This window comes from Gordonia sp. QH-12 (assembly GCF_001578675.1).
GTDB classification, from domain to species: Bacteria; Actinomycetota; Actinomycetes; order Mycobacteriales; family Mycobacteriaceae; genus Gordonia; species Gordonia sihwensis.
In genome coordinates this window covers 81,995-108,004 of sequence record NZ_KQ969288.1, presented here as the reverse complement: position 1 = coordinate 108,004, position 26,010 = coordinate 81,995, and the positions used below count along the sequence as shown (strand labels likewise).

29 protein-coding genes are annotated in these 26,010 nt (G+C 69.5%); 25 read left to right on the top strand and 4 right to left on the bottom strand.

Going from position 1 to position 26,010, the window contains the following annotated elements; genetic code table 11:
* Positions 1-156: 156 nt before the first annotated feature.
* From rplM to groES, 16 genes are all read left to right on the top strand, one after another.
* Positions 157-600 carry a 50S ribosomal protein L13 gene (rplM, locus tag Y710_RS08235; RefSeq protein WP_006897159.1) on the top strand — a complete coding sequence of 148 codons (444 nt, stop codon included), beginning with the start codon at positions 157-159 and terminating at the stop codon, positions 598-600.
* Entirely contained in the window at positions 597-1,118 is a 522-nt protein-coding gene (gene rpsI, locus Y710_RS08230) for a 30S ribosomal protein S9 (protein WP_006897160.1), read from the top strand. Before rplM ends, rpsI begins: the two co-directional genes overlap by 4 nt.
* Positions 1,119-1,132: 14 nt before the next feature.
* The gene (gene glmM, locus Y710_RS08225) at positions 1,133-2,461 is read left to right on the top strand and encodes a phosphoglucosamine mutase (RefSeq protein ID WP_062367114.1); all 1,329 of its coding nucleotides are present in this window, start codon (positions 1,133-1,135) and stop codon (positions 2,459-2,461) included.
* A 93-nt stretch (positions 2,462-2,554) separates the two neighbouring features.
* Positions 2,555-2,875 (top strand): hypothetical protein, encoded by a 321-nt coding sequence (locus tag Y710_RS08220; RefSeq protein ID WP_006897162.1) that lies wholly within the window; start codon positions 2,555-2,557, stop codon positions 2,873-2,875.
* On the top strand, positions 2,872-3,489 hold the full coding sequence (locus Y710_RS08215; protein ID WP_231875709.1) for a hypothetical protein: 618 nt from the start codon (positions 2,872-2,874) through the stop codon (positions 3,487-3,489). Before Y710_RS08220 ends, Y710_RS08215 begins: the two co-directional genes overlap by 4 nt.
* Complete coding sequence (locus Y710_RS08210) at positions 3,486-3,731, top strand: hypothetical protein (RefSeq protein WP_006897164.1); 246 nt, start codon at positions 3,486-3,488, stop codon at positions 3,729-3,731. The genes Y710_RS08215 and Y710_RS08210 overlap by 4 nt, the downstream gene beginning before the upstream one ends.
* Positions 3,732-3,781: 50 nt before the next feature.
* The gene (locus tag Y710_RS08205; RefSeq protein ID WP_006897165.1) at positions 3,782-4,684 is read left to right on the top strand and encodes an alpha/beta hydrolase family protein; all 903 of its coding nucleotides are present in this window, start codon (positions 3,782-3,784) and stop codon (positions 4,682-4,684) included.
* Positions 4,685-4,701: 17 nt separating this feature from the next.
* Positions 4,702-6,564, top strand: a complete 1,863-nt coding sequence (glmS, locus tag Y710_RS08200) for a glutamine--fructose-6-phosphate transaminase (isomerizing) (RefSeq protein WP_039867719.1) — start codon at positions 4,702-4,704, stop codon at positions 6,562-6,564.
* 13 nt (positions 6,565-6,577) lie between these two features.
* The gene (locus Y710_RS08195) at positions 6,578-8,008 is read left to right on the top strand and encodes a bifunctional ADP-dependent NAD(P)H-hydrate dehydratase/NAD(P)H-hydrate epimerase (protein WP_062367110.1); all 1,431 of its coding nucleotides are present in this window, start codon (positions 6,578-6,580) and stop codon (positions 8,006-8,008) included.
* A gap of 5 nt (positions 8,009-8,013) precedes the next feature.
* A complete protein-coding gene (gene alr / locus Y710_RS08190) occupies positions 8,014-9,174 on the top strand; it encodes an alanine racemase (protein WP_006897168.1) in 1,161 nt (386 codons plus the stop codon).
* Positions 9,167-10,366: an alpha/beta fold hydrolase gene (locus Y710_RS08185; RefSeq protein WP_062367177.1), complete on the top strand. Its 1,200-nt coding sequence runs from the start codon at positions 9,167-9,169 to the stop codon at positions 10,364-10,366. The genes alr and Y710_RS08185 overlap by 8 nt, the downstream gene beginning before the upstream one ends.
* Positions 10,363-10,815 (top strand): tRNA (adenosine(37)-N6)-threonylcarbamoyltransferase complex ATPase subunit type 1 TsaE, encoded by a 453-nt coding sequence (gene tsaE / locus Y710_RS08180; protein WP_006897170.1) that lies wholly within the window; start codon positions 10,363-10,365, stop codon positions 10,813-10,815. The genes Y710_RS08185 and tsaE overlap by 4 nt, the downstream gene beginning before the upstream one ends.
* The gene (tsaB, locus tag Y710_RS08175; RefSeq protein WP_006897171.1) at positions 10,812-11,522 is read left to right on the top strand and encodes a tRNA (adenosine(37)-N6)-threonylcarbamoyltransferase complex dimerization subunit type 1 TsaB; all 711 of its coding nucleotides are present in this window, start codon (positions 10,812-10,814) and stop codon (positions 11,520-11,522) included. The genes tsaE and tsaB overlap by 4 nt, the downstream gene beginning before the upstream one ends.
* The gene (rimI, locus tag Y710_RS08170; protein WP_062367108.1) at positions 11,515-12,087 is read left to right on the top strand and encodes a ribosomal protein S18-alanine N-acetyltransferase; all 573 of its coding nucleotides are present in this window, start codon (positions 11,515-11,517) and stop codon (positions 12,085-12,087) included. The genes tsaB and rimI overlap by 8 nt, the downstream gene beginning before the upstream one ends.
* Complete coding sequence (tsaD, locus tag Y710_RS08165; RefSeq protein WP_006897173.1) at positions 12,084-13,112, top strand: tRNA (adenosine(37)-N6)-threonylcarbamoyltransferase complex transferase subunit TsaD; 1,029 nt, start codon at positions 12,084-12,086, stop codon at positions 13,110-13,112. Before rimI ends, tsaD begins: the two co-directional genes overlap by 4 nt.
* A gap of 169 nt (positions 13,113-13,281) precedes the next feature.
* A complete protein-coding gene (gene groES, locus Y710_RS08160) occupies positions 13,282-13,578 on the top strand; it encodes a co-chaperone GroES (RefSeq protein WP_006897174.1) in 297 nt (98 codons plus the stop codon).
* A gap of 126 nt (positions 13,579-13,704) precedes the next feature.
* On the opposite strand, the gene Y710_RS08155 is transcribed toward groES, so the two are convergent.
* Entirely contained in the window at positions 13,705-13,944 is a 240-nt protein-coding gene (locus Y710_RS08155) for a WhiB family transcriptional regulator (RefSeq protein ID WP_045540292.1), read from the bottom strand.
* A 460-nt stretch (positions 13,945-14,404) separates the two neighbouring features.
* Between Y710_RS08155 and Y710_RS08150 the strand changes: the two genes are divergently transcribed.
* The 3 genes from Y710_RS08150 to Y710_RS08140 all read left to right on the top strand — a co-directional run bounded on the left by Y710_RS08150 (position 14,405) and on the right by Y710_RS08140 (position 16,739).
* Positions 14,405-15,247, top strand: a complete 843-nt coding sequence (locus Y710_RS08150; protein WP_006897176.1) for a hypothetical protein — start codon at positions 14,405-14,407, stop codon at positions 15,245-15,247.
* A gap of 83 nt (positions 15,248-15,330) precedes the next feature.
* Positions 15,331-15,906, top strand: a complete 576-nt coding sequence (locus tag Y710_RS08145; RefSeq protein WP_006897177.1) for a sigma-70 family RNA polymerase sigma factor — start codon at positions 15,331-15,333, stop codon at positions 15,904-15,906.
* An 11-nt stretch (positions 15,907-15,917) separates the two neighbouring features.
* Positions 15,918-16,739: an anti-sigma-D factor RsdA gene (locus Y710_RS08140; protein WP_051999664.1), complete on the top strand. Its 822-nt coding sequence runs from the start codon at positions 15,918-15,920 to the stop codon at positions 16,737-16,739.
* A 93-nt stretch (positions 16,740-16,832) separates the two neighbouring features.
* On the opposite strand, the gene Y710_RS08135 is transcribed toward Y710_RS08140, so the two are convergent.
* Entirely contained in the window at positions 16,833-17,219 is a 387-nt protein-coding gene (locus Y710_RS08135; RefSeq protein ID WP_039867726.1) for a DUF5319 domain-containing protein, read from the bottom strand.
* Between the two features lie 66 nt (positions 17,220-17,285).
* On the opposite strand from Y710_RS08135, the gene guaB reads away from it, so the two are divergent.
* From guaB to Y710_RS08105, 6 genes are all read left to right on the top strand, one after another.
* Entirely contained in the window at positions 17,286-18,797 is a 1,512-nt protein-coding gene (gene guaB / locus Y710_RS08130) for an IMP dehydrogenase (protein ID WP_006897180.1), read from the top strand.
* Positions 18,798-18,860: 63 nt separating this feature from the next.
* Complete coding sequence (locus tag Y710_RS08125) at positions 18,861-20,027, top strand: GuaB3 family IMP dehydrogenase-related protein (RefSeq protein ID WP_039867727.1); 1,167 nt, start codon at positions 18,861-18,863, stop codon at positions 20,025-20,027.
* 180 nt (positions 20,028-20,207) lie between these two features.
* On the top strand, positions 20,208-20,498 hold the full coding sequence (locus tag Y710_RS08120) for a DUF4287 domain-containing protein (protein WP_062367105.1): 291 nt from the start codon (positions 20,208-20,210) through the stop codon (positions 20,496-20,498).
* Positions 20,499-20,564: 66 nt separating this feature from the next.
* Positions 20,565-21,788, top strand: a complete 1,224-nt coding sequence (locus tag Y710_RS08115) for a cytochrome P450 (protein ID WP_062367103.1) — start codon at positions 20,565-20,567, stop codon at positions 21,786-21,788.
* On the top strand, positions 21,785-22,378 hold the full coding sequence (locus tag Y710_RS08110; protein ID WP_231875708.1) for a TetR/AcrR family transcriptional regulator: 594 nt from the start codon (positions 21,785-21,787) through the stop codon (positions 22,376-22,378). Before Y710_RS08115 ends, Y710_RS08110 begins: the two co-directional genes overlap by 4 nt.
* A 54-nt stretch (positions 22,379-22,432) precedes the next feature.
* The gene (locus Y710_RS08105; RefSeq protein WP_062367101.1) at positions 22,433-24,163 is read left to right on the top strand and encodes a GMC family oxidoreductase N-terminal domain-containing protein; all 1,731 of its coding nucleotides are present in this window, start codon (positions 22,433-22,435) and stop codon (positions 24,161-24,163) included.
* A gap of 78 nt (positions 24,164-24,241) precedes the next feature.
* On the opposite strand, the gene cysE is transcribed toward Y710_RS08105, so the two are convergent.
* Both cysE and cysK read right to left on the bottom strand, forming a co-directional pair.
* Positions 24,242-24,823 carry a serine O-acetyltransferase gene (gene cysE / locus Y710_RS08100; RefSeq protein ID WP_006897186.1) on the bottom strand — a complete coding sequence of 194 codons (582 nt, stop codon included), beginning with the start codon at positions 24,821-24,823 and terminating at the stop codon, positions 24,242-24,244.
* Positions 24,823-25,761 carry a cysteine synthase A gene (cysK, locus tag Y710_RS08095; protein WP_045537792.1) on the bottom strand — a complete coding sequence of 313 codons (939 nt, stop codon included), beginning with the start codon at positions 25,759-25,761 and terminating at the stop codon, positions 24,823-24,825. Before cysK ends, cysE begins: the two co-directional genes overlap by 1 nt.
* Between the last annotated feature and the right edge of the window lie 249 nt (positions 25,762-26,010).

Here is a 26,010-nt window from a genome sequence, read left to right as displayed (position 1 = left end):
CAGCCGGACGCGCGTTTTGACCCGCGTCGACGAGCCCGCGTAAGCTAGATCGCTGGTGCCCTGCGTCAACAGAGTGCCCGGGTCCCCACTGGTCGCCGGGAGCACGCTCTGCAGAAGTGCCTGACCAGCAGCAAACGAGTTCAAAAGAGGACTACTGTGCCTACCTACACCCCGAAGGCCGGTGACGTGACCCGCGAGTGGTACGTCATCGACGCCACCGACGTGGTGCTCGGCCGCCTCGCCGTCGCGAGCGCCAACCTGCTCCGCGGCAAGGGCAAGCCCACGTTCGCCCCGCACGTCGACGGCGGCGACTACGTCATCATCATCAACGCGGAGAAGGTCGCCGTCAGCGGCAACAAGCTGACCGACAAGCGTCTCTACCGCCACTCGGGTCACCCGGGCGGCCTGAAGTCCCAGAGCATCGGTGAGCTCCTGGCCACCAAGCCCGAGCGCGTCGTCGAGAGCGCCGTCAAGGGCATGCTCCCGAAGAACAAGCTGGGCAACGCCATCGCAGGCAAGCTCAAGGTCTACGCGGGCCCCAACCACCCGCACACCGCGCAGAAGCCGGTCAACTACGAGATCAAGCAGGTGGCCCAGTGACCAACGAGAACCTGAACGACGTCGACGTCGAGGTCATCGAAGAAGAGACCCTGAACGAGGACGGCAGCTACACCACGGAGTCCGTCGAGGTCGTCGAGACCGAGACCGCCACTCGCGGACCGGTCGTGCTCGACCGCCCGATCCAGACCGTGGGCCGCCGCAAGGAGGCCATCGTCCGGGTCCGCCTGGTGCCCGGCACCGGCGAGTTCACGCTCAACGGCCGCACCCTCGAGGACTACTTCCCGAACAAGGTGCACCAGCAGCTCATCAAGGCTCCGCTCGTCACCGTCGAGCGCACCGACGCCTTCGACATCCACGCTCGTCTGGTCGGCGGCGGCCCGTCGGGTCAGGCGGGCGCGCTGCGTCTGGCCATCGCGCGCGGCCTCATCGAGGTCAGCCCCGAGGATCGTCCGGCACTGAAGAAGGCCGGCTTCCTGACCCGCGACGCGCGTGCTGTGGAGCGTAAGAAGTACGGCCTGAAGAAGGCCCGCAAGGCCTCGCAGTACAGCAAGCGCTGATCGCTTCGGCTACTGTGGCTCGCCTTTTCGGCACCGACGGCGTCCGAGGCCGGGCCAACGACCAGCTCACCGCAGAGCTGGCGTTGGCCCTGGCCTCGGCCGCCGTTCGCGTTCTCGGTGCAAACGCTCGTTCCCGTCCGCGCGTCGTCGTCGGACGTGACCCCCGCGCCTCCGGCGAACTCCTGGAGGCCGCGCTGTGCGCCGGTCTGGCCGCAGCGGGCGCCGACGCCATCCGGGTGGGAGTGGTCCCCACCCCGGCCGTCGCCTTTCTGACGGCTGACTATCGGGCGGATTTCGGAGTGATGATCTCCGCCTCGCACAATCCCATGCCCGACAACGGCATCAAGTTCTTCGCCGCGGGCGGCCACAAACTCCCCGACGACGTCGAGGACGAGATCGAGGCGGCGATGCACGCCGACCAGCCCCGTCCCACCGGCGCCGGTGTGGGCCGGATCCGCGACGCCCAGGACGCCGCCGAACGCTACCTCGCTCATCTGGCCGAGTCGGTCCCGACCTCGCTCGACGGGTTGACGCTCGTGGTCGACTGCGCACACGGTGCGGCGTCCCATGTGGCTCCCCGCGCGTATGAGGCCGCCGGCGCCAAGGTGATTGCGATCCACGCCGAGCCCGACGGCCTCAACATCAACGACGGGTGCGGCTCCACGCACATGGACAAACTGCAGGCCGCCGTCCTGGAGTACGGCGCCGACCTCGGCCTGGCCCATGACGGTGACGCCGACCGCTGCCTGGCGGTCGACTCGACCGGTTCGGTGGTCGACGGCGACCGGATAATGGCGATCCTGGCGCTGGCGATGCACGAGGCGGGCCACCTGACCGACGGCGTCCTCGTGGCCACCGTCATGAGCAACCTCGGCCTGCACCTGGCGATGAAGAGCGCGGGAATCGAGCTCAAGGTGACGGGCGTGGGCGACCGTTACGTCCTCGAGGAACTGCGCTCGGGCGGTTACGCCCTCGGCGGTGAGCAGTCCGGCCACATCGTGGTCCCGGCCGTCGGAACCACCGGCGACGGAGTGCTCACCGGCCTCATGCTCGCCGCGCGGGTGGCGCAGACCGGACAGCGCTTGGCCGATCTGGCCGGGGTGATGACGGTTCTGCCGCAGGAGCTCATCAACGTCCCCGTCTCCGACAAACACGCCGTCGCGGTCGCCGAAGAGGTGCTCAGCGCGGTAGCGGCCGCCGAGTCCGAACTGGACGGATGCGGGCGCATCCTGCTGCGTCCGTCGGGAACCGAGCAACTCGTCCGGGTGATGGTGGAGGCGCAGACCCCCGAGTCGGCGCGCGGAATCGCCGAACGCGTGGCCGCTGTGGTCGCGGGCGTCTGAACAGGCCCCGCGACAGACACGCCCGACCGGTCGGGGACGCGACGTTTTCGGCGTGTCGCGGAACCGTGCGGGCGGCGCGTGCGTCCAATAGGCATGGACGCCGGAAGCAATGACTCGATCCACGTCGATCTGGACCAACTCGCGGACTTCACCGCCGCCCAGCAGCACATCGTGACGACGCTCGCGGAATGCGCCGCGGAACTCGACGGCGGCGGGATGTGCGACTGGGCCGATCACGGTCCGCCGCGTCGTGCGGCGGACGCCACGCTGGACCGGCTCCTCGATCTCGCCGCCCGGCTCCGTGGCTGCGGAGTCGCGGTGGACGCGGTGGCCGCGGATCTGGGGCGGGCCGGTGCGGCGTTCGCCGACGCGGAGTCGGCCGCGGCGTCGTGGGCGACGGGCCGGCCGGCATGACGGGCTCGTGCGCGGACGGTTTCGCGACGGTGATCGCCGTCTGCCGGGAACTGGGCCTGACCGCGGTGGACGAGGCGGCCGTACGCCGGCCTCATTCAGCGGTGGACGAGTTTCGGATGCCGGCATTCGTGGCGGATGCGCAACGGTTGAGCGACCTGGCAGACCGCCTCGCCCGCGCGGAGGGAGCAGCGGGTGCGACGGCGACGACGGTCGGGGAATGGTCCGGCAGATCCGGACACGCGGCGGGCAGCGCGGTACGGGTGGTGGCAGGCGACGTCGCCGATCTGCGGAGCCGGCTGACGCAGGGGGCGGCCGTGACCACCCACGCCGCTCGGGTCCTCGAAGAGGTGCTCGCACGCCACGCAGCGGTACTGGAGACGGTGTCCCGTCGCAGGCTGGGCGGGGTGGACCTCGACGCGGTACCTGCCGCTCTGAATGCCGGCGCGGTCACCGAAGGCGAACTGCGAGCCGAAGTGCATTCGCGTCTTGACTACGCCGACTCTGCGGGGGAGCTGGCCGCCGACGCCATCGCCGCAGTCCTCGCGGAGGTGGCCTCGGCATGGACGACCGACACCGGTTCGGCAGGCGAGCTCGTACTGGCGGATCTGCGGTGACGTCTCCGGAGAACCGACTCGAGGCATTGTCCGCCGAATCCGCGAGCGGGTTCGAACAGGCCGGCCGACGCTACCGCGACCGTTTGGCAGCGGCGGCGCCCGCACCGCGCGAGGATCCGGTGCGCGTCCAGCGGCTCCGCGCCCGGCTGCGCGCCGACGCCGATGCGGCCGACGCCGTGCTCGGGCGGCTGATGCTGGCCGCAGGACTCGACGCGGCGCGGCCGCGCACGCGCGGACGGTGATCGGTCGGCACCGAGTCCCTATCCGCGATCGATGTCATAGGGTGGGAGCCGTGTTCGGGAACAACAAGGTCGTGGCGCCTCCGCCCGACAAGCTGATGAAGGAACTCGCGCGCCGCGGACCCAACAAGGTCGATCGCGGCGATCTCGGGATAGTCGGCATGTCCGGTCAGATCTTCGCACCGCGCACCGGCAGCGACCTTCCGGCAGTGGCGTTCGCGCACGGCTGGCTGGTGGGAAGTGCCCGCTACCGGGATCTGCTGTTCCACCTCGCCTCATGGGGCATCGTGGCGGCCGCGCCCGACGGCAGCCGGGGCCCGTTCCCGTCCGACATCTCCCTGGGCACCGACCTGCGCGCCGCGGCGACCGTCGCCGGCAGCGTGCAACTCGGCACCGGCCGGGTCCGCGTCGATCCGAACCGGATCGGGCTCGCCGGACACGGGTTCGGTGCCGCCGCCGCGGTCCGGGCCGCATCCGACGCCGTGCTGCTGGGCAGGCCGCCGATGAACGTCAAGGCGCTGGCGACCGTGTTCCCCGCGCCCACCACCGCCGACCTGCCTGCCGCGGCCGCGACCGTCCGGGTGCCGTCGCTGGTGCTGGCAGGCAGCGGACACCTGGCGTCGATGACCGGCAACGCACTCGACCTGGCGGAGAACGTCGCAGGCGATGTGGTGTTGCGCACACTCCCCGGAGCGGACGCGGGCGACCTCGTCGAGACGCCCTCGGTCAAGTCCCTAATCGGCATCAACGGCGCCGATCGAGCCGTCCACAAGGCGGTTCGGGCGCAGCTGACCGGCTTCTTCCTGCATCGGCTGACCGGCGACGAGAAGTACGCCGCCTTCTCCGACCCCGAGCTCACCATGGGCGACGCGCTCGCCGTCGACCTCGAGTCCGCCGACCGTCCCGAACTGGACACCGTGTCCCAGTTGCTCGGCGCTAAACCACGCTCCGCCTGACGCTATTCTTGGTACCCATGTGTGGAATCGTGGGATATGTGGGCAAGCGCGACGCGCTCGACATCGTCGTGGACGCCCTCCGCCGGATGGAGTACCGCGGCTACGATTCGGCCGGCGTGGCGATCCTGGACGGCAACGGTGCGGTGACGGTCGAGAAGAAGGCCGGCCGGCTGGAGAACCTCGACAAGCAGATCGCTGAAGTCGGCCGTGCGGCGCTCACCGGTCACACCGGTATGGGCCACACGCGCTGGGCCACGCACGGTCAACCGACCGATCGCAATGCGCACCCGCACCTCAGCACCGACCACAAGATCGCCGTCGTGCACAACGGGATCATCGAGAACTACGCGCCGCTGCGTGCCGAACTCGAAGACTCCGGCATCGAATTCTCCTCCGACACCGACACCGAGACCGCGGTGCATCTGATGGAGCGCGAATACACGTCGGGCCGGCACGCGGGCGACTTCGTGGCCGCCGCGTACGCCACGCTGCGGCGTCTGGAGGGCGCCTTCACCCTGGTCTTCACCCACGCCGACCACCCGGACACCATCGTCGCCGCACGCCGGTCCACCCCGCTGGTCGTCGGGGTCGGCGACGGCGAGATGTTCGTGGCCTCCGACGTGACGGCGTTCATCGAGCACACCCGCGACGCGATCGAACTCGGCCAGGACGAGGTCGTGGTCATCACCGCCGACACCTATGCGGTCACCGACTTCGACGGCAACCCGACCGGCGGCACCCCGTTCCACATCGACTGGGACCTGGCCGCCGCGGAGAAGGGCGGCTACGACTACTTCATGCTCAAAGAGATCGCCGAGCAGCCCGCGGCGCTCTCGGACACCCTGATCGGTCACCTCCGCAACGGCCGGATCGTGCTCGACGAACAGCGCCTGAGCGATCAGGACCTGCGCGACGTCGACAAGGTCTTCGTCGTCGCCTGCGGCACCGCCTACCACGCCGGACTGATCGCCAAGTACGCGATCGAGCACTGGACCCGACTGCCCGTCGAGGTGGAACTCGCCAGCGAGTTCCGCTACCGCGACCCGGTGCTCGACCGGTCGACGCTGGTGGTGGCGATCAGCCAGTCCGGCGAGACCGCCGACACCCTGGAGGCCGTACGCCACGCCAAGGACCAGAAGGCCCGCGTCCTGGCGATCTGCAACACCAACGGCGCGCAGATCCCGCGCGAATCGGACGCCGTGCTCTACACCCACGCCGGCCCCGAGATCGGGGTCGCGTCCACCAAGTGCTTCCTCGCGCAGATCGCCGCGGCCTACATGGTGGGCCTCGCACTGGCTCAGGCCGTCGGTACCAAGTACGCCGACGAGGTGACACGCGAGTTCGAGGCACTGGAACAGATCCCGGCCGCGGTCGAGAAGGTGCTCGAGCAGATGGAGCCCGTCCGAGAGCTCGCCCGCGGCCTCGCCTCGGCCGACACGATCCTGTTCCTCGGCAGGCACGTCGGCTACCCGGTGGCGCTGGAAGGCGCGCTCAAACTCAAGGAACTCGCGTACATCCACGCCGAGGGTTTCGCGGCAGGCGAGCTGAAGCACGGCCCGATCGCCCTGATCGAAGACGGGCTGCCGGTGATCGTGGTGATGCCGTCCCCCGAGGGCCGGGCCCTGCTGCACTCCAAGATGATCAGCAACATCCGCGAGATCCAGGCGCGCGGTGCCCGGACGATCGTGATCGCCGAGGCCACGGACACCGCGGCGGCGGAGGTCGCCGACCATCTGATCCCGATCCCGCACACCGCGACCCTCCTGCAGCCGCTGGTCTCGACGGTCCCGTTGCAGGTGTTCGCAGCCACCGTCGCCCAGGCGCGCGGCTACGACGTCGACAAGCCGCGGAACCTGGCCAAGTCCGTCACCGTCGAATAGCGATGAGGACCTCGTGGTGACCGGCTACTACACCGCCGCGCAGATCCGGGACGCCGAAGCCGCGACCGGCGATCTGCTCAGCGGCGGTGTGCTGATGGCCCGTGCCGCGAATGCGGTGGCGGCGCAGGTGAGCGCCGAACTGCGCGAGCGGACCGGCGGCGTCTACGGCCGGCGGGTGCTGCTGGTGGTCGGCGCGGGAAACAACGGCGGCGACGCGCTCTACGCCGGCGTTCGTCTGCGGCGGCGCGGCGTCCGCGTCGACGCACTCCTGCTCGATCCCGATCACGCGCACGGTGCGGGCCTGGCGGCGTTCCGGAGCGCCGGCGGCCGCGTGAGCGCCACCGTGCCGGACGAACTCGACATCGCCGTCGACGCCGTGGTGGGGCTCGGCGGCCGCGGCCCGCTGCGACCGCCGGCTGCGGAGGTCTTCGCGCGGATCGCGGACACGGGCGCGGCGGTGCTCTCCGTCGACCTTCCGTCCGGCGTCGATCCCGACACCGGCGTGGTGAACACACCGTCGGTGCGGGCCGACGTGTGCGTGACCTTCGGGGCGCCGAGGCTCGCCCACCTGCTCGCCGCGCCGGCCTGCGGCCGGGTGGTGGTGGCCGACATCGGCATCCCGGTACCGGCTGCACAGGTGACCAGTCCGAGCGATGCGGAGGTGGCCGCGCTGTGGCCGCTTCCCGGGCCGGGCGACGACAAATACTCGCAGGGCGTGGTCGGCGTGATCGCCGGGTCCGCGGTGTTCCCGGGGGCTGCGGTGCTCGCCACCTCGGCCGCGGTGGCCGCGACATCGGGCATGACGCGCTACGTCGGTCCGGCGGTCGACGAGGTGCTGGCGAAGTCGCCGGAGGTGGTCGCGGCGTCCACCGTCGCCGATGCCGGGCGAGTCCAGGCGTGGGCGATCGGCCCCGGAATCGGCACGGGTGAGCAAGCACACGATCTACTGGCAGATGTGCTCGGGACCGACCTTCCGACACTGGTCGACGCCGACGGGCTCACCGTGCTGGCGCGTGCGCCCGAGCTTCTGGCGGATCGGACCGCACCGACGCTGCTGACGCCGCACGCCGGGGAGTTCGCCCGGCTCGCCGGAGCCGAACCGGGGCCGGACCGGCTGAGCGCAGTGCGCGGCCTGGCCGAGAGGCTCGGGGTGACGGTGCTGCTCAAGGGCCGGATCACCCTGGTGGCCGACCCGGACGGTCGGGTCAGCGGCAACGACGCGGAGTCGTCCTGGGCCGCGACCGCCGGGGCGGGCGACGTGCTCACCGGCATCGCCGGATCGTTGTTGGCGGCGGGACTCCCCGCTCGTTCGGCCGGCGTCTGCGCTGCCCGCGTGCACGCGCGCGCCGCCGCGCTCGCGAGCGGGGGAGCGCCGATCAGCGCCGCCGCGTTGCGCGACGCGGTCGCGCCGACGCTCCGCCGTCTGCTGGATTTGCGAGAATAGGTGCGATGGACTCGCACGCTAACCTCTACGCCACTGTCGATCTCGACGCCATCGCCCACAATGTGGGCGTCCTGCGGGAGCGCTCGGGCTCCGATGTGATCGCGGTGGTCAAAGCCGATGGCTATGCGCACGGGGCGGTCGCCGTGGGCCGCACCGCGCTCGGAGCGGGTGCCATCGCGCTCGGTGTGGCGCAGATCAGCGAGGCCCGCGCACTGCGCGCCGCCGGCATCGACGGGCACCTGATCGCCTGGCTGCACACCGCGGAGGCCGATTTCGCCGGGGCGATCGCCGACGGGATCGACATCGCCGTCTCCTCGCCGCGGCAGCTGGAGCTGGTGCTGGCGCAGGCGCGCAGACTCGGCCGGACCGCCACGGTGACGGTGAAGCTCGACACCGGGCTCGCGCGCAGCGGCGTCAGCCCGGAGGAATGGGCGCAGACCGCCGACGCGGTGGCTGCCGCATGTGCGGAGGGCGCGATCAGCCTGCACGGTGTGATGTGTCATCTCGCCTTCGGCGACGTGCCCGACCATCCGCTCAACTCACAGCAGGCGCAGCGTGTCGACGATGCCGTCGCCGACCTGCGTGCGCGCGGCGTACGGCCGCAGCTGGTGCACATCGCGAACTCTCCGGCGGCGCTCACCCGGCCCGACCTGGCGCGCGACGCGGTCCGTCCGGGACTCTCGATCTACGGCTACTCGCCGGTCCCGGACATCGGCGACTTCGGGCTGATTCCGGCGATGACGCTGGAGACGCGGATCTCGCTGGTCAAGAGGATTCCGGCCGGGCAGGGCGTCTCCTACAACCACACGTGGGTCGCTCCCGCCGACACCGTTCTCGGCGTGGTGCCCGCGGGCTACGCGGACGGAGTTCCGCGCCTGCTGTCCGGCCGGTTCGGCGTGCACGTGAACGGCCGGATCTTCCCGAACGTCGGGCGGGTCTGCATGGATCAGCTGGTGATCGACCTCGGACCGGACGGCGGCGGCGTCGCCGAGGGCGACCGGGCCGTGCTGTTCGGACCCGCGGGCGCCGCGGGCGGCGCGCCGGTGCCGACCGCGACCGACTGGGCCGACACCATCGGCACGATCGATTACGAGATCATCTCCCGAATCGGTTCGCGCGCGGTGCGACGGTATGTCGGCGGTCCCGGGGGAGACGTCGATGCCTGACCGCGAGCGTGCGAAGCCGCGACGGAAGGCCGCATGGCGCTCGGGATTGTCGGAGGCGCGCTCGCTCGGCGCGGTGACGGCGGGCGGCGCCTTCCGCCGCCGCAAGCTCCGCAAGGCCGACATGCGGATCGATCCGCATGCGGGCGTCGACTTCAAAGCGATCTACGCCGACGAAGCTGCGACGGTCACCGCCGACGACGGCGTGTGTCTCGCGGTCCGCACGGTGCTCACCGGCGGTCCCGACGTGCGCGGCGACCGCAAGTGGGGGCGCACCGCGACGCCCGAGCTGACCGTGGTCTTCGTGCACGGGTTCACCCTGCGGATGGCGGCCTGGCACTTCCAGCGGTTCGGTCTCGCCGAGCGCTGGGCGGGCCGGCACATCAAGATGGTCTTCTACGACCAGCGCGGCCACGGAGCAAGCGACCCGGCGTCCGCCGAGAGCTCTACGATGGCGCAGCTCGGCGACGACCTCGCCGCGGTGATCCGCACGATGGCGCCGACCGGACCGGTGGTTCTGGTGGGCCATTCGATGGGCGGGATGTCGATCATGTCGTTCGCGCGACGTCATTCGCGGATGTTCTCTCACAGCGGTCGCATCGCGGGCGTCGCACTGGTCTCCACGGCGGCCAGGGGCATCACCGAGGCCGGGCTCGGCGAAGGACTCAACAACCCGATCGTCGATGCGCTGCGCCTGTCGGTCCGCTACATCCCGGGCGCCGTGCAGGCCGGCCGGGGGATCACGCGCCGGGCGGTGGAACCGGTGCTCGTCGCGGCGAGTTTCGGCCACGACCACTACAGCCCGCGCGCCGGCCACGCCGTCGAGTCGATGATTCAGAACACGTCGATCGCGACCATGGTGAACTTCCTGCACGTCTTGGAGAGCCACGACGAGGCGACGGCGCTGCCGGTGCTCGCTCAGGTACCGACGGTGGTGATGTGCGGCGACGAGGACCGGCTGACGCCGCTGCCGAACTCACTGAGCATGTACGGACAGCTCGGTCACGACTCCCGCATGGTCATCGCGGAGGGCTGCGGGCACATGCTCCCCATGGAGGACCCGGAGCTGGTCACCGACGCCATCGACGACCTGGTCTCGCGGTCGCGCCTGGCGCTGGGCCGGCCGGTGCTGCCGTGGCGGCTCTCCGGCCGCGCGCGTTCGGACAAGCACGCACGATCGGAGCGACAGGGATGACGCCGCAGCGCACCTCCGGAACCCGCGACCTGCCCGAGGTGGCCGACACCGAAGACCTCGGCCGCGAGCTCGCCGCCGACCTCGGCCCGGGGGATCTGGTGATCCTCGACGGTCCGCTCGGTGCGGGGAAGACGGCGCTGACGCGCGGTATCGCCGCCGGGCTCGGCGTGGCCGGCCGTGTCTCGTCGCCGACCTTCATCATCGCTCGTCAGCACGCTCCCGGCGTGCCCGGCGGCACCGGCCTGGTCCACGTCGACGCCTACCGGCTGGGCGGCCTGGACGATCTGGACGCCCTCGATCTCGACACCGACCTCGACGACAGCGTGGTCGTGGTCGAATGGGGCGAAGGCGTCGTGGAGCGACTCGTCGACGAATACCTCATCGTCCGGCTGCGCCGCGACGACGACACCGAGACACGACATGCGACCTGGGAGTGGGTGAACCGATGACCGCGCAGCCGCCGATTCGGGCTCTGGCGCTGGACACCGCGACTTCCGCCGTGGTGACCGGCGTGGTGGAACTGCGCGACGAGGGGCCCGTGACGCTCGCGGAGCGGATCGTGACCGATCAGCGCCGTCACGCCGAAGTGCTCACGACCCTGATGCGGGACGTGCTCGCCGAGGCGGGTGTGGCGGGCGACGCCCTCGACGCCGTGGTCGTCGGTTGCGGTCCCGGACCGTTCACCGGGCTGCGCGTCGGAATGGCCACCGGAGCGGCGTACGCCGACGCGCTCGGCCTTCCCGCCTACGGGGTGTGCACCCTCGATGCGATCGACCGCGGCACGCCTGCGCCGGAGGCGGGGACGCGACTGGTGCTCACCGATGCCCGTCGCCGCGAGGTGTACTGGGCGCTGTACGAGGCCGGTCGGCGTGTCGCGGGACCGGCCGTCGACTCACCCGACACGCTGGTCGCGGAACTGGCGGGCCGCACGCTCTCCGACGTGGTGGGGGAGAGCAGATTCACCGAGCGCTTCGGCGCGGCGGGCGCCGACCTGGTCACACCGACCCCGGCCTCGCTGGTCGCCGTCGCCGCCGAGCGACTCACCGCTCGGGCTCCGGCCGAGCCTCTGACGCCGTTGTACCTGCGCCGCCCGGACGCCGTCGAACTCAAGGACCAGAAGCGCAAGTCGCTGCTGCCCTCGGCGACACATGAGTGAGGGCCCCGGCCCGGTCGTCGACGAACTGACTCCCTCCGACCTGGCCCGATGCGCCGAGATCGAGCGGGAACTCTTCGCCACGGATTCGCCGTGGCCGCTGACCGGCTTCGTCGCCGAACTGCGGGCGCCGCACAACACCTACTTCGCGGTGCGCACCGTCCCGGGCGCCCCGGTCTCCGGCTACGCGGGTATCAGCGTGCTGGGCCGTGCCGGCGACCACGAGTGCGAGGTGCACACCATCGCGGTCGACGCCGCCTGCCAGGGGCGCGGCTACGGGCGGGCTCTGCTCGAGGAGTTGCTGCGGGTTGCCGACGCCGTCCACGCGCCGGTATTCCTGGAAGTGCGCACCGACAACGTCCCGGCGATCGCGCTGTACGAGCGCAGCGGATTCGAGGTGGCGGGAGTGCGACGCAACTACTATCAGCCGTCCGGCGCGGACGCGTACACGATGGTGCGCGCCGCGCGCCGGGACGGCGACGAACACAGCAGCGGCGAACACAGCGGCGACGAACACAGTAACGACGAACCGGGCAATCACCGGCCGGAAGGGCACGCGACCTCATGATCGTGATGGGTATCGAGAGCTCCTGCGACGAGACCGGAGTCGGTGTCGTCGAATGGGACGGCGAGACGGCGACGCTGCTGGCCGACGAAGTGGCATCGTCCGTGGACGAGCACGCGCGGTACGGCGGCGTGGTCCCCGAGGTCGCCTCGCGGGCCCACCTGCAGGCGATGGTCCCGACGATGCAGCGGGCGCGTGAGGCGGCCGGGATCGACCGGCCCGACGCCATCGCGGTGACGATCGGACCGGGACTCGCCGGAGCCCTGCTGGTCGGCGTCGCCGCGGCCAAGGCGTACGCGCTGGCCTGGGATGTGCCGCTGTACGCGGTCAATCACCTCGGCGGACATGTCGCGGTCGACACCCTCGAGCACGGTCCGATGCCGCCCGCGGTGGCGCTGCTGGTCTCCGGCGGGCACACGCATCTGCTCGGCGTGCAGAACCTGTCACAGCCGATCGTCGAAATGGGCACCACCGTCGACGACGCCGCGGGGGAGGCCTTCGACAAGGTGGCGCGGCTGCTGGATCTCGGCTACCCGGGGGGTCCCGCACTCGACGCGGCCGCCCGTGACGGCGATCCCGCCGCGATCGCGTTCCCGCGCGGCATGACCGGGCCCCGCGACGCGCCGTACGACTTCTCCTTCAGCGGTCTCAAGACGGCCGTCGCGCGATACGTGGAGGGCCGGGTCCGGTCGGGTGCCCCCGTGTCGGTGCCCGACGTCGCCGCGTCGTTCCAGGAGGCGGTCGCGGATGTGCTGACCGCCAAGGCGCTGCGCGCATGCCGTGATCGCGGCGTCGACACCCTGGTCTTGGGCGGCGGTGCGACCGCCAATTCGCGGATCCGGTCGCTCGCGGCCGAGCGGACCGCCGCCGCGGGTATCGAACTGCGCGTGCCGAAGCCGAGGTTGTGCACCGACAACGGCGTCATGGTCGCCACCCTGGGAGCCCACGTGATCGGTGGCGGCGCCCCTCCGTCGCCTCTCACCGTGGCGACCGATCCCGGGATGAGCGTGCAGATCAGCAAGCTCTGAGCTGCCGCGACCGGCTCGGACACCGGGGCCCTTGATGTGCTGGCACTCTCATGGGTAGAGTGCTAGTTGGCATCCGAAATGCAGCGCCGCGGCACCCGCGACGACGTGGCAAAGCGACCCGGTGCCGCGAACTTCCCATCAGTTACATGAAGGAAAAGGAACTGACATCGTGGCGAGCGTGAACATCAAGCCGCTTGAGGACAAGATCCTCGTTCAGGCCGTCGAGGCTGAGACCACCACTGCTTCCGGCCTGGTCATCCCGGATTCGGCCAAGGAGAAGCCGCAGGAGGGCAAGGTCATCGCTGTCGGCGAAGGCCGCGTCACCGATCAGGGCAACCGTATCCCGGTCGACGTCAAGGAAGGCGACGTCGTCATCTACAGCAAGTACGGCGGCACCGAGATCAAGTACGCAGGTCAGGAATACCTGATCCTGTCGGCCCGCGACATCCTCGCGGTGGTCGGCTGACGCCAGTCGGCGGACAGACACAGATCAGCCCCGGTTGAGTCCGATCTCAACCGGGGCTGATCGCTGTCTGAGGCTCGATGTCCGGGGCGTTCGGGGCCTCGTACAGGGACCGGCGCTCCGGGACGCTCAGCCGGCCAGGCGCCGGGGATTGCGTCGCCGCATCAGATTCCGCTCCGACTCGGTGAGGCCGCCCCAGATCCCGTACGGCTCGTCCACACGCAGGGCGTGCGCACGGCACTGCTGCAGCACGGGGCAGTCGGCGCAGACCTGCTTGGCACGCCGTTCGCGCTGCATCCGCGCCTGGCCGCGCTCACCCTCGGGGTGAAAGAAGACCGACGATTCGAGCCCTCGGCATCTGCCTTGCATCTGCCAGTCCCAGAAGTCGGAGTTGGGGCCGGGCAGTCTGTCGATTGTGGTCGTCAATCTTCGCTCCTGAATGAGAAACGCTCTTACCTACGACGCTCACGGTATGTGCGTCCGGAAAAGCGAGTCAACTCGTTCTCCGGTCTCGAATCACTGCGATTAAAAGCGAACAAGTGAACGCCCGGTGACGTGACGGGGACCATGGCGGTCTCGGCGGGCGACGGATACTCCGACTCTATGTCGCCCTTTACCTGCGATTTTGTTGATCGAGGGCGGAGGCGCTGGGCCGGTCGAACGGCGCGGCGCCTCGGTGGGAGGATGGACTGCAATCGTACGAAGGTTACGTCGGAGATAACGGGAGTTGTCGACTGCGGCAATTCTGCTTCCACGTGATCATCTTTTGTTAGTCGAAATGAAATCTTCATTCTGCGCGCAGGCGCCGGTAGTGAAAGGTGAATTGCGAATGTCGGATCAGTGGAACGACGCATTCGGCGTCGACGCACCGCCGGACTGTCCGCCGGGGGGCGATCGCTGGGCGCGTGCGGTTCGGCTCGGAGCGCTCGGCAGGGCCGCCGCGGCGCGTGCGCTGATCGCCGACCTGCTCGCCGATCCGGCCACCGGCGCCGGGGTCACCGCACTGGCACTGGCGACTCGCGCGTCGCTCACGCGGCAGGCCGGGGGTCACGGGTACGCGCGAGCCGATGACGGTGCGGCACTGCGCGTCGCGGTGAGCGCGGGAGCGGAGGAGAGCCGCTGGGCCGCCGTCGCTCGAGTGGACGCCCTCGTCGGGCTGGCCGCGGACGGGTTGGGGATCGGCGACTTCGCCGGCTCGGCCCGGCTCCTGGAACGCGCGGCGGCAGAATCGGCGGGCACAGTATCGACGGCGGCCCGCGGGAACTGGGTGCTCGACGGCCGTCCGGCACTGCGCCTGGCGTGGGTGCGTACCGAACTGGCCCTGTACACCGGCCGGTCCGACGCCGCGGACCTCGCGGCGCGGGCGCTCGAGTTGTCCGCCGGGGCACCGTCGGTGCGCCATCGGCTCAAGACCGCACTGATCGCCGCTGCCGCCGACGCGGCCTCGGGCCGGGTCGAGGCGGCGGCGCAGACTGCACGGAACGTCGCAGGCGACTGCGCGGCGGCCGGACTGGCGCCGCTGGAGTGGGCAGCACGCAGCATGCTCGCCTCGTTCGCCGCCGACCGGAACGAGCAGAGCCGGGCGGCGGCCGCCATCCAGGAGAAACTCATCGGCCTGGGCATGGGCTTCGCGCCCTTGGCGGGTTCGGCGCACGCGGCTCGGTACGCTTGATTGATGACTGATCTAGGCGAACCACACGGCGCACCGCGGTCAGTAGTCTCCCGAATGCGTAACACCCGGGCACCTAAGCGGCGATGAAACTTACAGGTGATGCGTTGGGCCAGGCGGTCCGTGCGGCGGCCGATGGTGACCGCGCTGCGCTGACCTCAGTGCTCGACAGTGTGCGGGAACCAGTCCTGCGCTACTGCCGAGGACGAATCGGTGCCGGAGAACGACACTTGTTCTCCGCTGACGACGTGGCTCAGGAGGTGTTGATGGCGGTGATGACGGCGTTGCCCCGGTACGAAGACCAGGGGCGTCCCTTCATGGCGTTCGTATATGGCATCGCCTCGCACAAGGTCGCCGACGCGATGCGTTCGGCGGCCCGCGTGAAGTCAGATCCGGTAGAAGACGTCCCCGACTCGCTCGACTTCTCGAACGGGCCGGAACAGGCTGCCCTCGAATCAGATGCCTCGAGGCAGATGCGAGATCTTCTCGGCACCCTTCCCGAGAAGCAACGCGAGATTCTGGTGCTTCGGCTCGTCGTCGGTCTCTCCGCTGAGGAGACCGCGGACATGGTCGGCAGCAGCCCGGGAGCGGTGCGAGTGGCACAGCATCGGGCGCTCACCAAGCTCAAGAAACTCATGACCCCAGGAGGTGAACGTCGATGACGGAGGACGAAATGCCTACCGGTCCCATCGACGTGGGCGCGGTGCACCACGACGACGAATTCATCGACGATCTCGCGGCAGGCAGGGCCGCCCGGATCGGCGACGACGCCGAGTACCGGCTCGCCGGTCTGCTCGCGCAGTGGCGCGCGGAGTCGTTGGCCGGGCCGGTTCCGAGCACGCCGACGATCGCCGACATCGAGACGGCCATCGCTCGGGCCAACGAGCGGGAGCGTCGCGGCGGACTGGCGCGCAGGCTCCGGGTGGTCTCGGGTGCCGCCGCCATCCTGGCGGTCGCCGGTGCCGGCCTGCTCGTGCTGTCGGAGGGATCGCAGCCCGGCGATCCGCTGTGGTCGGTGAAGCAGGTGGTGTTCTCCGAGCAGGCGCAGCAGACGCAGTCGCGGATGAACGCCGAGCAGAACATCGCCGAGGCCAAGAAGGCGCTCGCCGCGGGCGACACCGTCAAGGCCCGCGAATTGATCGCGAAGGCCGAGAAGGACATCGGCCCGCTCAAGGACAAGTCCGAGGCCGATCAACTGCGCAGCCTGATCGAGGACGTGCGCAGGCAGGACCCGAGTGCGCTGATTCCGCCGCTGTCGTCCCTGCCGTCGCTGCCGTTGCCGACCTCCGCCACCAGCCCCGACGTCCCGGACCCGACCGTGATGCTGAAGCCGCCGGGCTCCTCCAGCGGTTCGAGCAGCCCGAGCACCGCGCCGTCGACCACGCAGGAACCGTCCACGAGCAAGACGGACACGGACAAGCCGACGACCACCACGTCGTCGGCGACGGCGTCGGCGTCGGTGACGACCACCGCGCCGTCGGAGAGCATCCGCTGACCCGACGGGCCGCGAGGTAGTCCGAACAGCGAGAGGGACCGTGATCGACGATCACGGTCCCTCTCGTGTGTTCGGAGTTCGTTCCCCTGCGGATCAGTAGCGTTCGTGATAGCGCAGTGAGGCGTCGGCGTACCCGCGGCAGTAATCCCAGGTGACGTAGTCGTCGGGCTCGGGATCCACTGCGGGCTCGTGCGGTCGGACCGTGCCGTCCACGAGCAATTGGCGCAGATTGGAGCGCAACATGTCCCAGTCGTGGTAGTGATCTTCGCGACAGTCCTCGCACATCACTACCAGGCCCCGCACACCGCGCGGCGCGAGGAGGCGTTCGTATACATCGAGGTCGGCGAGATCCTCTTCCACCGCGGTGCGTTCACCCTCGTCAAGAGGGATTCCCGGGTCGAGCGCGTCCAGGGCCGACGCAGGGTCGTTCGGGTCATCGGCGAAGGGGTCCGGCGGGAGTCCGGGGAACTGGTCATGCACGTCCTCCACCGTAGCCGATAACCGGGCGGACAGGCTTCCTCAATCCACAGCGGATACGATGTGCAGATGACGCAGGTTCGCACTGGTGGAGATGATCCCGACAAGGTCGCAATGCTCGGCCTCACCTTCGACGACGTACTGCTGCTCCCGGCGGCGTCGGATGTCGTCCCGAACGCCGTGGACACCTCGTCCAGGCTGACCCGGGAGATCACCCTCCGGGTCCCGCTCGTCAGTTCGGCGATGGACACCGTCACCGAGGCCCGGATGGCGATCGCGATGGCGCGCGCCGGCGGTATGGGCGTGCTGCACCGCAACCTCTCGATCGAGGCGCAGGCCGCCGCCGTCGAGACCGTGAAGCGCTCGGAAGCGGGCATGGTCACCAACCCGGTCACCTGTCTGCCGACCAACACGCTCGCCGAGGTCGACGCGATGTGTGCGCGGTACCGGATCTCGGGTCTGCCCGTCGTCGACGCTTCCGGCGATCTGGTCGGCATCATCACCAACCGCGACATGCGCTTCGAGGCCGACGAGACGCGGCCGGTGTCCGAGGTGATGACTCCCGCGCCGCTGATCACCGCGTCCGAGGGCGTCTCCGCCGAGGCGGCGCTCGGTCTGCTGCGCAGGCACAAGATCGAGAAACTGCCGATCGTCGACGGCAACGGCAAGCTGACCGGACTGATCACGGTCAAGGACTTCGTGAAGACCGAGCAGCACCCCGACGCCACCAAGGACGCCGACGGCCGGCTGCTGGTCGGCGCGGCCGTCGGAGCGGGCGACGAGGCGTGGAATCGCGCGCTCGCCCTCGCCGAGGTCGGCGTCGACGTGCTCGTGGTCGACAGCGCCCACGGCCACTCGCGCGGGGTGCTCGAGATGATCGCCAAGCTCAAGGCGGAGGTCGGCGGCCGCGTCCAGCTGATCGGCGGCAACGTCGCGACTCGGTCGGGTGCGCAGGCGCTCATCGACGCGGGCGTCGACGCGGTCAAGGTCGGCGTCGGCCCCGGCTCCATCTGCACCACCCGCGTCGTCGCAGGCGTCGGCGCGCCCCAGATCACCGCGATCCTCGAGGCCGTCGCCGCGTGCAAGGCGGCCGATGTCCCGGTGATCGCCGACGGCGGTCTGCAGTACTCGGGCGATGTCGCCAAGGCGCTGGCCGCCGGTGCCTCGACCGCCATGCTCGGCTCGCTGTTGGCGGGTACCGAGGAGTCGCCGGGTGAGTTGATCCTCGTCAACGGCAAGCAGTTCAAGAGCTACCGCGGCATGGGCTCGCTGGGTGCGATGCAGGGGCGTGGCCAGGGCAAGTCGTACTCCAAGGACCGCTACTTCCAGGACGACGTGCTCGCCGAGGACAAGCTGGTCCCCGAGGGCATCGAAGGTCGGGTGCCGTTCCGCGGACCGCTGTCGCAGGTGATCCATCAGCTCACCGGCGGCCTCCGCGCGGCCATGGGCTACACGGGGTCGCAGACCATCGCCGACCTGCAGAACGCGCAGTTCGTGCAGATCACCGCGGCGGGTCTCAAGGAGTCGCACCCGCATGACATCACCCTCACCGCCGAGGCGCCCAACTACTATGCACGCTGAGCCGGTTTGCGGCGCGACCGCCGCAACCCCGCTCGCCTGAGTTTCCACTAGAAAGGCGCAATGGTGCGTGACCTCGTCGAATTCGGCATGGGCCGGACGGCTCGCCGAACGTACGAACTGGAAGACATCTCGATCATCCCGTCCCGGCGGACGCGGTCGTCGAAGAACGTCTCGACCGCATGGCAGATCGATGCATACCGCTTCGAATCGCCGATCCTGAACCATCCGACCGATGCGCTCGGCTCGCCGGAGTCGGCCATCGCGATGGGGAAGCTCGGTGCGCTCGGCGTGCTGAACGGCGAAGGCCTCTGGGCCCGCCACGAGCACGTCGAGGACAAGATCGCCGAGCTGGTCGAGATCGCGGAGAAGAATCCGGACCCGTCCGCGGCGATCCGTCGCCTGCAGGAGCTCCATCGCGCCCCGATCAACCTCGACCTGCTGTCGCAGGCTGTCGCCCGGGTGCGGGAGGCCGGTGTCACCACGGCGGTCCGGGTGAGCCCCCAGCACGCCCCCGAACTGACACCCGCGCTGATCAAGGCGGGCGCCGAGATTCTGGTGGTGCACGGCACGATCATCTCCGCCGAGCACGTGGTGCTGGTCGACCGCGGCCACGAGGACGGACTCGTCGCCGAACCGCTCAACCTGAAGACCTTCATCTCCGACCTCGACATCCCGGTGATCGCCGGAGGCGTGCACGACCACCGCACGGCACTGCATCTGATGCGTACCGGCGCCGCGGGCGTCATCGTCGGATACGGCTCCACGGAGGGATCCACCACGACCGGTGAGGTCCTCGGCATCGGGGTCCCGATGGCGACCGCGATCGCCGACGCGGCCGCGGCCCGTCGCGACTACCTCGACGAGACCGGTGGACGCTATGTGCACGTGATCGCCGACGGCGACATCCACACTTCGGGCGACCTCGCCAAGGCGATCGCGTGCGGTGCCGACGCCGCGGTGCTGGGCACACCGCTCGCCGCCGCCGACACCGCTCCGGGCCGCGGCTGGTTCTGGCCGTCGGCCGCGGCGCACCCCGACACTCCGCGCGGTGCGTTGCTGCAGGTGGCGATCGACGAGGAGCGGCCTTCCCTCGAGACCGTGCTGAACGGACCGTCCGACGATCCGGACGGCCTGCTGAACCTGGTCGGCGGCCTCCGCCGGTCCATGGCGAAGGCGGGTTACTCCGATCTCAAGGAGTTCCAGAAGGTCGGCCTCTCGGTCCGAGCCTGACCTCGCGACGCCAGGCGTCGCCCACTCGGTGAGCCGAGACCCCGGAGTACCGGGGTCTCGGCTCTCTTGGTCTGCGACATGGTTGTGAACCGTCCTGAGTCGTTTCGGGCTGATACCGATCAGTTTCGGTGCCGGCGGCTGTCAATACTGGTGACAGCATCCGACGACAGGAGAACCGTCATGTCATTCCAGGCATACCTCGACACCATCGAGATCAAGACCGGGCACACCCCACGCGAACTCGTCGAGCAGGCAGCCGAACGCGGTTTCGGCCCGGGCACCAAGGCCGGGCCGATTCTCGAATGGCTGAAGGACGAGTACGGGCTCGGCCGTGGACACGGCATGGCGCTGGTCCACGTCATCACCAAGGGGCCGAAGATCAGCGCGAAACACGTCGGGACGTCCGGCCCGCACCGCGATGCCAGCGACACGCTGTGGCTCGACGGGGCGGCGACGAACCCGTCACGCTGACGCGGGCGGGAGGCGGAGGCATCGTCCGTCGTTGACAATATGTGTGAACTGTCTCATAGTTGGGACATGAAGAACGATCTGTCTCCGGAGTTCACCTTGCGGTCGGGTCCGTCCTGGCGCGATCCGTTCGAGATGTACGCGCTCCTGCGCGACCGCGACCCTGTCCATCACGTGGTGCCCGAGGGGGATCCGGCGGCGGACTACTACGTCCTCACTCGCCATGCCGACGTGATGGCCGCCGCGCGGGACTGGGAGACCTTCTCCTCGGCGCGCGGATTGACCGTGGCGTACGGCGAACTGGAGAGCATCGGCCTGCAGGACAACCCGCCGATGGTGATGCAGGATCCGCCGCGGCACACCGCCTTCCGTCGCCTCGTGGCGCGCGGCTTCACGCCGAGACAGGTGACGACGTTGGAGCCCGAGCTTCGCGAGTTCGTGATCGAGCGGCTCGACGACCTTGCCTCCCGCGGCGGCGGAGACATCGCCGCGGACCTGTTCAAACCGCTGCCGAGCATGGTCGTCGCCCACTACCTCGGCGTGCCGGAGTCCGATCGCGGACAGTTCGACGCGTGGACCGACGCGATCGTCGCGGCCAACCCGGGCGCCGACATGGCCTCGGCCGTCGAATCGGCGTCGGAGGCGGTGATGGGACTGATGGCGTACTTCGCCGACCTCATCGAATTCCGCAAGCGCAGTCCCGGCGACGACACGGTGTCGCATCTGGTGGCCGCCGGCCTGACCGACGACCCGGCGGACCAGTCGGGCGTCCTGTCGGTGCTGGCGTTCGCCTTCACAATGGTCGCCGGCGGAAACGACACGACCACCGGCATGCTGGGCGGCTCGTCGGCGCTGCTGACCATGCATCCGGATCAGCGTGCGATTCTTCGGCGGGAACCCGAGCTGCTGCCGTCGGCCATCAACGAACTGCTGCGGCTGACCTCGCCGGTGCAGGGGCTGGCCCGTACGGCGACGCGCGACGTCGAGGTCGAGGGGGTGACGATCCCGGCGGGCCGCAAGGTGCTGCTCTGCTACGCGTCGGCCAACCGTGACGAACGCATGTACGGGGAGGACGCCGCCGACCTGGACGTCCGCCGCGACCCCGCGAACATCCTCGCCTTCAGCCACGGATCCCACCACTGCCTCGGCGCCGCCGCCGCACGGATGCAGGCGCGGGTGGCGCTCGAAGAACTGCTCGCGCGGTGCCCGGACTTCCACGTCGACGTCGACGGAATCGAATGGGCGTCCGGAAACTATGTGCGGCGACCGGTCTCGGTACCGTTCTCGGCATGACCGACGATCAGGATCTCCGAGTGCGCGGGGCGGATTGGATGCGCGGCACCCGGCGGCCCGCCGTACAGGACGCGATCCTCGAGATCGCGGGCGAGGTGTTCGCCACGAAGGGGGCCAACGCCTCGATGGGGGACATCGCCGCCGCGGTGGGGTGTTCCCGGGCGACCCTGTACCGCTATTTCGACGGCCGGCGCCAGTTGCAGCTGGCGTACATCGAACGGGTCGCTCGCCGTATCGGCGCCGTGGTGGCCGAGACCGTCTCCGACCGACCGGAGCCTGCGGACCGGCTGACCGAGTCGATCATCGTGGCGCTGACGGAGGTCCGCCGGGATCCCGCGCTGGCCGCCTGGTTCACCGCGGCGGGTGCGGGGGTGGCCGGTGAACTGGCGCTGTCGTCGGAGTTCATCGAGACGGTGGCGACGGCCTTCCTCGGCGCCGGCGGTGAGGACGGGGGAGAGGCGGCGCGATGGGTGGTCCGGGTGATCGTGTCGCTGCTCGCGGTGCCAGAAGGGTCGCCGGAGCGAGAGCGCGCCGTGATCGCTCGTTTCGTCACGCCGACCGTGCTCGGATTCACCGAGACCAGAAGTTAGCGTAGCCTACACTGGCTTTCGATAATGAGACAATGATCATTAGTATGGTCGGCTATGGCGCAGACTGATTTCGACGTCCTCATCATCGGTTCCGGATTCGGCGGCAGCGTCAGTGCGCTCCGCCTCATCGAGAAGGGATATCGCGTCGGCATCGTCGAAGCCGGTCGCCGCTTCGAGGACGACCAGTTCGCCAAGACGAGTTGGCGTCTCAACCGATTCGTCTGGGCGCCGAAGTTCGGTTTGATGGGCATTCAGCGCGTCCACATGCTCAAGGACGTGATGGTTCTCGCCGGCGCCGGCGTCGGCGGCGGATCGCTGAACTACGCCAACACGCTCTACAAGCCGCCCACACCGTTCTTCACCGATCCCCAGTGGAACCACATCACCGACTGGGAATCGGAGCTGACGCCCCATTACGAGCAGGCTCGCCGGATGCTCGGTGTGGTGACCAACCCGACGTTCACCAACTCGGACCGCATCATGAAGGGGGTGGCCGACGAGATGGGGGTCGGCGACACCTTCACCTCCACCCCGGTCGGCGTCTTCTTCGGAGCCAAGACCGGCGGCGAGGGCGCCCCGGGTCAGACGGTGCCCGACCCCTACTTCGGCGGCGCGGGTCCCGAACGCACCGCCTGCACCGAGTGTGGCGCGTGCATGACCGGCTGCCGCGTGGGCGCCAAGAACACGCTGATGAAGAACTACCTCGGTCTGGCCGAGCGGAACGGCGCGACGATCATCGACCGGACCACCGTCGATCGCCTGGAGCAGCGGGCCGACGGCTCATGGCTGGTGTCGGCGCACGGGTCGTCGTCCTGGGGTCCGTTCGGCGCCCGGCGGCGACAGTTCACCGCCGACCAGGTGATCGTCGCCGCGGGCACGTTCAACACGCAGAAGATCATGCATCGCGCCAAGGGCTCGACCCTCCCGAGGCTCTCGGACGCGATGGGCGTGCTGACACGCACCAATTCCGAATCCATCCTCGGGGCGCAGGCGCGGTCGTACGATTCGAGCCGCGACTTCACCGAGGGCGTCGCGATCACCTCGTCGTTCCACCCCACGTCCAACACTCACATCGAGCCGGTGCGGTACGGCAAGGGCAGCAACGCGATGGCCTACCTGCAGACGCTGCTCACCGACGGTGGCAGCGTCCCCAACCGACTCGGCCAGTTTCTCAAGAACGCCGTCACCAACCCGCTGATGCTGCTGCGGCTGTTCTTCGTCCGCAAGTGGAGCGAGCGGACGGTAATCGCGCTCGTGATGCAGAACAACAACAACTCGCTGACGACCTTCGTCCGCAAGCGCGGTCCGTTCAAGTACGTGACGAGCAAGCAGGGCATCGGCGAGCCGAATCCGACTTGGATTCCGGAGGGTAACGAGGCGACCCGCCGGATCGCGGCCAAGCTGCCCGGCGGACTGGCGGGCGGCACCTGGGGCGACATCTTCAACATGCCGCTCACCGCGCACTACCTCGGCGGATGCGTCATCTCCGACGACCCGGCCACCGGCGTCATCGACCCCTACCACCGCGTCTGGAACTACCCGACGCTGCACATCACCGACGGCGCGGCGATCACCGCGAACCTCGGCGTGAACCCGTCGCTGTCGATCTGCGCGCAGGCCGAGCGTGCGATCTCCCTGTGGCCGAACAAGGGTGAGGCCGACCCGCGTCCCGCGCAGGGCGACGCCTACCGGCGGCTGACCCCGGTGGCGCCGAAGGCGCCGGTGGTTCCGGCGGACGCGCCCGGCGCGCTGCGCTTGCCGATCACCCCGGTGGAGAAGGCCTGACCGATCTGAACGCTTATGCCGTTCTCCGTGACTCGAATCGGGTCACGGAGAACGGCATAAGCGTTTGAGCAGGAAGAATCAGATGTAGATCGCCGGGTCGGCGTACGGGTCGTGCACCGGTGCGCCGGCCGCCCGTGTCGTCGCGGCGACGCCCACTGCGACGAATCCGGCCGGAACATCGTGCACCACAACGGCATTGGCGCCGATCTTCGCGTCGTCACCGAGCGTGATGGGACCGAGGACCTTGGCGCCGGCGCCGATCAGCACGCGGTCGCCGACGGTGGGATGACGTTTGCCCTTCGACATGCTGACGCCGCCGAGGGTGGATCCGTGGAACATCACGACGTCCTCGCCGACCTCGGCGGTCTCGCCGATCACCACACCCATGCCGTGGTCGATGAACATGCGGCGGCCGAGCCTCGCGCCGGGATGGATCTCGATGCCCGTGACGAACCGGCCCAACTGCGAGAGCAGGCGCGCGGGTAGACGCGCCGCCCCGCCGGAGTTCCACAGTCGGTGAGCCACCCGGTGGAACCAGAGTGCATGGACTCCCGGGTAGGCGAGTGCGACCTCGATCATCGACCGGGCCGCCGGATCCCGCTCCTGCGCGACGCGCAGATCTTCGCGCAGCAGGCGCAGTAGCGGAACCGGCTCGGACATCAGTCGACCAGCCCTTCGAAGAGCAGCGTCGACAGGTAGCGCTCGCCGAAGTCGGGGAGCACGACGACGATGGTCTTGCCCTTGAGCTCCGGACGCTTGGCGACGTCGACGGCGGCGGCCAGCGCGGCACCGGACGAGATGCCGACGAGCAGGCCCTCCTCGGTGGCCGCCCGGCGGGCCCACTTCACGGCGGTGTCGACGTCGACGTCGATGACCTCGTCGTACACGGTGGTGTCGAGTACCTCGGGGACGAAGTTGGCGCCCAGGCCCTGGATCTTGTGCGGTCCGGGCGCGCCGCCGTTGAGGATCGGCGACTCGGCGGGTTCGACGGCGTAGATCTTGATCTCGGGCTTGCGCTTCTTGATGACCTGGCCGATACCGGTGATCGTGCCGCCGGTGCCGATGCCGGCCACTACGGCGTCGACCGCGCCGTCGGTGTCGTTCCAGATCTCCTCGGCGGTGGTGCGACGGTGGATCTCGGCGTTGGCCTCGTTGGCGAACTGGCGGGCGAGGACCGAACCGCGGCGCTCGGCGGCGATCTTCTCCGCGGCGTTGACGGCGCCGGCCATGCCTTCGGCGGCCGGGGTCAGGACGAGTTCGGCGCCGAAGGCGCGGAGCAGGGCGCGGCGTTCCTTCGACATCGACTCGGGCATCGTCAGGACGACGTTGTAGCCGCGCGCCGCGCCGACCATCGCCAGTGCGATGCCGGTGTTGCCGCTGGTGGCCTCGATGATCGTGCCGCCCGCGGGCAGTTCTCCGGAGGCTTCGGCGGCGTCGACGATCGCCACGCCGATGCGGTCTTTCACGGAGTTGGTGGGGTTGTAATACTCCAGCTTGGCCAGGATCGTGGCGTCCACGCCGTCGGTGATGCGGTTGAGGCGCACCAGCGGGGTGCGGCCCATGAGAGCGGTGACGTCGTCGAAAATGGTGGGAGACATGACTTTTCCTTTGCGAAATGGGTCCGTGAGGGTCGGTTTGCAGACACTGATGGCCTGGATCCGGTGCTCAGGTGCCGACCCTGAGAACGGGACGGCACGGTGCGATGAGCCCTACTGACAGTGATCGGTGAGGAAGTACACCGAGTGGGCGAAGAGGGCGCGCGACAGGTGCGGGAAGGGGTCCACCGCATCCTCCTTGAAGTCGTCAAGCCGTCTGATTGAAGGCTAACAGACCGCGGTGACCGACAG

Bases quoted from the DNA above. Each gene is read 5' to 3' on its own strand.
- alr (WP_006897168.1), top strand. From the start codon at position 8,014: ATGGACTCGCACGCTAACCTCTACGCCACTGTCGATCTCGACGCCATC.
- guaB (WP_006897180.1), top strand. From the start codon at position 17,286: ATGACGCAGGTTCGCACTGGTGGAGATGATCCCGACAAGGTCGCAATG.
- Y710_RS08115 (WP_062367103.1), top strand. From the start codon at position 20,565: ATGAAGAACGATCTGTCTCCGGAGTTCACCTTGCGGTCGGGTCCGTCC.
- Y710_RS08155 (WP_045540292.1), bottom strand. From the start codon at position 13,944: ATGCAAGGCAGATGCCGAGGGCTCGAATCGTCGGTCTTCTTTCACCCC.
- tsaE (WP_006897170.1), top strand. From the start codon at position 10,363: ATGACGCCGCAGCGCACCTCCGGAACCCGCGACCTGCCCGAGGTGGCC.
- Y710_RS08150 (WP_006897176.1), top strand. From the start codon at position 14,405: ATGTCGGATCAGTGGAACGACGCATTCGGCGTCGACGCACCGCCGGAC.
- Y710_RS08105 (WP_062367101.1), top strand. From the start codon at position 22,433: ATGGCGCAGACTGATTTCGACGTCCTCATCATCGGTTCCGGATTCGGC.
- rimI (WP_062367108.1), top strand. From the start codon at position 11,515: ATGAGTGAGGGCCCCGGCCCGGTCGTCGACGAACTGACTCCCTCCGAC.
- tsaB (WP_006897171.1), top strand. From the start codon at position 10,812: ATGACCGCGCAGCCGCCGATTCGGGCTCTGGCGCTGGACACCGCGACT.
- Y710_RS08120 (WP_062367105.1), top strand. From the start codon at position 20,208: ATGTCATTCCAGGCATACCTCGACACCATCGAGATCAAGACCGGGCAC.
- Y710_RS08140 (WP_051999664.1), top strand. From the start codon at position 15,918: ATGCCTACCGGTCCCATCGACGTGGGCGCGGTGCACCACGACGACGAA.
- Y710_RS08110 (WP_231875708.1), top strand. From the start codon at position 21,785: ATGACCGACGATCAGGATCTCCGAGTGCGCGGGGCGGATTGGATGCGC.
- cysK (WP_045537792.1), bottom strand. From the start codon at position 25,761: ATGTCTCCCACCATTTTCGACGACGTCACCGCTCTCATGGGCCGCACC.
- Y710_RS08185 (WP_062367177.1), top strand. From the start codon at position 9,167: ATGCCTGACCGCGAGCGTGCGAAGCCGCGACGGAAGGCCGCATGGCGC.
- cysE (WP_006897186.1), bottom strand. From the start codon at position 24,823: ATGTCCGAGCCGGTTCCGCTACTGCGCCTGCTGCGCGAAGATCTGCGC.
- tsaD (WP_006897173.1), top strand. From the start codon at position 12,084: ATGATCGTGATGGGTATCGAGAGCTCCTGCGACGAGACCGGAGTCGGT.
- glmS (WP_039867719.1), top strand. From the start codon at position 4,702: ATGTGTGGAATCGTGGGATATGTGGGCAAGCGCGACGCGCTCGACATC.
- Y710_RS08145 (WP_006897177.1), top strand. From the start codon at position 15,331: ATGAAACTTACAGGTGATGCGTTGGGCCAGGCGGTCCGTGCGGCGGCC.
- Y710_RS08220 (WP_006897162.1), top strand. From the start codon at position 2,555: ATGGACGCCGGAAGCAATGACTCGATCCACGTCGATCTGGACCAACTC.
- Y710_RS08215 (WP_231875709.1), top strand. From the start codon at position 2,872: ATGACGGGCTCGTGCGCGGACGGTTTCGCGACGGTGATCGCCGTCTGC.